The following is a 3230-nucleotide window of genomic DNA, read 5'->3' as shown; positions in this document are numbered from 1 at the left end:
ACAACCAGCACAACAACCAGCACAACAACCAGCACAACAACCAGCACAACAACCAGCACAACAAGCGGCGTATCAGCGTTGGAACAAGCCGCAGAATCCGCACCGGAACAAGCCCACTAGAACGTCCTCGCGAGCTGCTGCGCGGCTTCCTGCAAACGCGGCACGAACTCCAGCGCACGCGACAGCGGCGCGCGCGAAACCGGCGCATGCACGGCAATCGCCGCGATGCAGGTGTTGTTCTCGTCCATCACCGGCGCGGCCACGCACGCGATGCCGGCGACAAATTCCTCGTTATCGATGGCGATGCGCTTGTGCGCGGTGCGGTCGAGTTCCGCTTCAAGCAGTTCGGGATCGGTGATGGTGTTCGGCGTGAAGCGATCGAGTTTCAGCGTGCGGATCAGGGCGGTGCGTTGTTCGCGCGGCAGCATCGCCATCAGCAGTTTGCCGCTCGCGCTGCAATGCGCGGGCACGTGCGAGCCGGGCTTGAGGTCGAGCCGCAGCGGCCAGGGTGCTTCGATGCGGTCGAGGTACAGCACTTCGGTTTCGTGCAGCATGGTGAGATTGCAGGTCTCGCCGAGATCGGCGACCAGGTGCGACAGGATCGCATGCCGCAGCCGGCGCGCACCCGAATGCATCATGACGCCAAGACCGAGTTGCGCGAGACGTGGCCCGATCACGTAGGCGTTTTTCTGGCCCGGTTCGCGGATCACGAGACCACCGGCCTCGAGCGAAGCCAGCATGCGATGCAGCGAAGCCTTCGGCAGGTCGACGTCCTGAGCAATGTCGGCAAGCGACACCGGACCGTCGGCGCGCACGAGATGTTCGAGCAGGGCAAAGGCGCGCAGGGTAGGAGTATCCGCTCCAGTCATATGGGCCGTTCCGGAAAATGGATCGGCCTCATTGTAACGTGCGCCTTTGCCAGCGGCGGCTTTCACGGCGTTGCGGGTGCCCGAACGGCGTAAATTCAACGCGGACCATCGCGTTTTTCGGAATGCGGTGCGGCGCCATGCGACTTGCGCGGGTCCGCGCTACTGCCGGAACGTTTTAGCGGTTTCCTCGGCAGCGAGACGAAGATCGGGCAGGAAGGCCAGCAGGTCATTGAGTACGACCCGCCCCACCGGCGCCTGCACGGCAATGGCCGCGCAGGCGCGATTGCGATTCAGCATGACCGGCACCGCGATTGCAATGAGTCCCTGCAAATGCTCCTGATTGTTGATCGCGAGCTGGCGCCGCCGCGTCTCGGTCAACTCCTTGCGCAACTCGCCGCGATCCGTGATTGTGCGCTCGGAATAGGCGCGCAACGGCAAGGTCTCGATGACGCGCTCGCGTCTGTCCTTCGGAAGAAAACTGAGCAATAGCTTGCCGCTTGCCGAACAGTGCAGCGGCACATGCGAGCCCGGTTGGAGGTGCATGCGCAGCGGCCATTCCGTTTCCACCCGGTCCACATAGACCACGTCGTTGCCGGCCAGCATGGTCAGATTGCAGGTCTCGCCGATTTTGGCCACCAGTTGTTCAAGCAGTACATGGCGGGCGGCTGCCGGCCCCGCATGCATCAGCACATTGACCGCCAGCATCCGCACGCGCGGCGAACACTCATACAGCCGGTCGCCGGCGCTGCGCGTGACCAGCCACGCGTCCATCAACTGCACCAGAATCCGGTGCACGGTCTGCTTGGGCAGTTCGAGCGCATGCACGAGATCCGTCATGGAAAGCGGGCCGCTGGCCTCCGCCAGGGTTTCGAGTACCCGAAATGCGCGTACGGCCGCCGCATTCGATTGATTCGATGTCGACACGCTGTCTCCTCCTCGTATTTATAAGTTGGATTGTGCATTGGACTGTTTAGTTTTCGGGACTATGGAAAGTCCCGAATTTTGCACTTTCCGATTCTTGCTGCGCCCACGCAGGGAATAAATCAAAAAACGGGACTCCGAAGCAGATGCGGCTCACTAGATTGGTACCAACGCCAATTTTTTCAGTCCGGAGTGAACCGTATGAATGTCAGGGCCACAGCAGCCGAAGCAGCACACGCGAGCACACAGAACGAAGTCGAACGCGCCGTTGCGTCAATCGTGGAACGCGCGCGCGCCGCACAGCGCGGATTCGAGGCCGCGGGACAGGACGTGCTCGATGCCGCCGCCAACGCCGCCGCGTGGGCGATCATGGAGCCCGCGCGCAACCGGCAGCTTGCCGACCTGGCGGTGCGCGACACCGGTCTCGGCAACGCGGACGACAAATTCCGCAAGAACTTTCGCAAGACGCTCGGCCTGTTACGCGATCTGCGCGGGCAGAAGACCACGGGTGTGATCGCGCGTCATGACGCTACGGGCATTGTCGAGATCGCGCGGGCCGTCGGCGTGGTGGCGGCAATCACGCCTTCCACCAATCCGGCGGCCACGCCGGTCAACAAGATCGTCAACGCGCTCAAATGCGGCAACGCCGTCATCGTGGCGCCTTCTCCGAAGGGCTATTCGTCGTGCGCGCTGCTGATCGATTTCATTCACGCGCAATTCGCCAAGGTCGGGCTCGCGCCGGATCTCGTCCAGATGTTGCCCGCGCCGATCAGCAAGGCAGCCACCGCTGAACTGATGCGGCAGTGCGATCTGGTCGTGGCGACCGGCTCGCAGGCCAATGTGCGAATGGCCTACGCTAGCGGGACGCCCGCATTCGGCGTGGGCGCGGGCAATGTGGCTTCGATCGTTACCGCGTCGGCCGATCTCCACGATGCAGCGCACAGGATTGCCCGCTCGAAGACGTTCGACAACGCCACGAGTTGTTCATCCGAAAACAGTGTCGTCATCGAAAGCGCGGTGTATGCGGACATGCTGGCCGAACTGGGCGCTTGCGGTGGCGTGATGCTCGACGCCGCGCAAAAGGCGCAATTGCAGGCGGCCCTATGGTCGAACGGCAAGCTCTCGGCGCACTGCACCGCGCGCTCGGCCGCGTCGATTGCGCGGGCGGCGGGACTCAACGACATTGCCGCGCGCGAACCCGCCTTTCTGATGGTGGAGGAAAGCGGCTTCGGCGCTGAATACCCGTTCTCGGGCGAAAAGCTCGCACCGGTGCTGACGGTTTATCGCGCGGACAGCTTCACAGCCGCCGCCGATATCGTGCGGGGCATCTACGCCTACATGGGCGCCGGGCACTCGGTCGGCCTGCATTCCTCCGACCCCGAGGCGGCGGTGCAGCTCGGTTCAACGCTGCCGGTGGCGCGCGTGATCGTGAATCAGGCG

Annotated in this window: 3 protein-coding genes; 1 reads left to right on the top strand and 2 read right to left on the bottom strand. The window is 63.4% G+C overall.

What is annotated here, in order from left to right; all coding sequences use genetic code 11:
• Positions 1-116 precede the first annotated feature (116 nt).
• Together QOC89_RS29620 and QOC89_RS29615 are read right to left on the bottom strand one after the other, a co-directional pair.
• On the bottom strand, positions 117-869 hold the full coding sequence (locus QOC89_RS29620; RefSeq protein WP_323048293.1) for an IclR family transcriptional regulator: 753 nt from the start codon (positions 867-869) through the stop codon (positions 117-119).
• A 159-nt stretch (positions 870-1028) separates the two neighbouring features.
• Positions 1029-1793: an IclR family transcriptional regulator gene (locus tag QOC89_RS29615; RefSeq protein WP_323048292.1), complete on the bottom strand. Its 765-nt coding sequence runs from the start codon at positions 1791-1793 to the stop codon at positions 1029-1031.
• 198 nt (positions 1794-1991) lie between these two features.
• On the opposite strand from QOC89_RS29615, the gene sauS reads away from it, so the two are divergent.
• The coding region (gene sauS, locus QOC89_RS29610; protein ID WP_323048291.1) for an acylating sulfoacetaldehyde dehydrogenase at positions 1992-3230 on the top strand (1239 nt) is incomplete at its 3' end.

This window comes from Paraburkholderia sp. (assembly GCF_034668105.1).
Lineage (GTDB): Bacteria > Pseudomonadota > Gammaproteobacteria > Burkholderiales > Burkholderiaceae > Paraburkholderia.
This window is presented reverse-complemented; position numbering and strand designations above follow the sequence as displayed.